This window comes from Caballeronia choica, assembly GCF_001544535.1.
Classification (GTDB): domain Bacteria; phylum Pseudomonadota; class Gammaproteobacteria; order Burkholderiales; family Burkholderiaceae; genus Caballeronia; species Caballeronia choica.
Genome location: NZ_FCON02000433.1, coordinates 1 through 1,548, shown reverse-complemented (window position 1 = coordinate 1,548; position 1,548 = coordinate 1). Strand labels below are relative to the sequence as shown.

Below are 1,548 nucleotides of genomic sequence, written 5' to 3'. Positions count from 1 at the left end.
GCGAGCCGGTTCGCGTGCACCTGCGCGAGCCACGTTCCGCCCTCGGGCGGCGACTCCGCCCACGGCTCGAAGAGCGCGACGAATCGGTCAGGTTCGTCCGCGAAGTATGCGGCCGCGCTCAGGATCAGTGCGCACTCGTAGCGCAGTTCCGTGTCCACGGCCGGGCCGGCGAGAATGCGGTCAACCTGGCACTGCGCTTCCTCGTGGCGTTGCCCGAGCGCAAGCGCCCACGCCGCGGCGAGCCGCAAGCGGGGGCGCTGCTCCAGTTCCCACTCCGGCAGCAGATCGAACCAGTCGAGTACGACGCTCAGGTGACCTTGTCCCACCGCATCGTACAGACTGCGCTCGGCGAGTTCGTAGGCGGTCCGGTGCTGGCCGGCCGCATGCGCGTGGCGCGCGGCTTCCTCGATCATTCCGCGCGCGACGAACCACCTCATGGCGCGCGCATGCAACTCCTCGCGCTCGGCGGCAGGCAAGCGCGCCAGGCGCACGCGCAGCGCGTCGCGCACGAGGGTGTGCAGGCGGCACCATGCGCTGTCCTCCACGGTAATGAACACGGGCGTTTCGCGCACGAGGCGCGCGAGTCGCTCCGGCGTTTGCGCATCGCCTGTCAGCGCCTCGCACAGTTCCGGATGCAGCATGTCCACTGCGCTGATGCCGGTGAGAAAGGCGTCATCCTCCGGCGAGAGATTGGCGATCAATGTGCCGACGAGATGTTCGCGCAGGCCGCCGGGGCCCGACGCGATCGTTTCGATCGCCTTGCGCGGGTCCGCGGCATGCGCCATCGCGGCAAGTGCGAGTTGCAGACCGAGTGGCCAGCCGTCGGTCACATCGAAGAGCCGCGCGCACGCGTCGGCATCCACGCGTTCGCCGAAGCGGTTGCCAATCAACGCGATCGTTTCATCGAAGCGAAAGCGCAATGCGCCCGGTCCGACAAGCGTGCCTTGACCATACGCCAGCAGATCGGTGAGCCGCGCTTCGAATCCGCGTCTTCCCGCCACCACGACGCGCAAGTTCTGCGGGGCATTGTGAAGCACGTAGGCGAGCATGTTGGCGCCCGCGGCGGGAAGCCGTTCCGCCTCGTCGACAATCAGCACGAGATCCAGCGAAAGCAGCGCGATTTCGGCGAGCCAGCCCGTCGCGCCGTCCAGTTCACCCACCGACGCGATGGCGCTGTCGAGCAGCAAAGCGCCGAATCCGGCCCGCGCGCACCCTGTCCTCACCGCCTGCACGAGCCCCCGCCGGAGCCGCTCGGCATCGTCGCGCTCGTCGGCCAGCAGCCATGCCACCGCGATCCCGCGCGCCAGATACTCGCGCCGCCACTGCGCGAGCAGCGACGTTTTCCCATAGCCGGCCGGCGCTTGCACAAGCGTGACCTGCCGGTCGCGGTAAGGCTCGGCATTCGCGCTGAGCCGGGGCCGCACGAGAAGGTTGAGCGGCGCGCGCGGCGCGATGGTTTTCAGGACGAGTTCGGTCGTCGAGGGTTCGGAGCCGCTAGATATGGAAGCCATTGGGAGAGGTTGATCGGAATGCTCCAGCGACCCGGAA

At 68.5% G+C, this 1,548-nt stretch carries 1 protein-coding gene; it reads right to left on the bottom strand.

From position 1 onward, the window contains the following. A partial coding sequence (locus AWB68_RS44740) for a winged helix-turn-helix domain-containing protein (protein ID WP_160110200.1) occupies positions 1 to 1,511 on the bottom strand: 1,511 nt, incomplete at its 3' end. Positions 1,512 to 1,548: the final 37 nt, after the last annotated feature.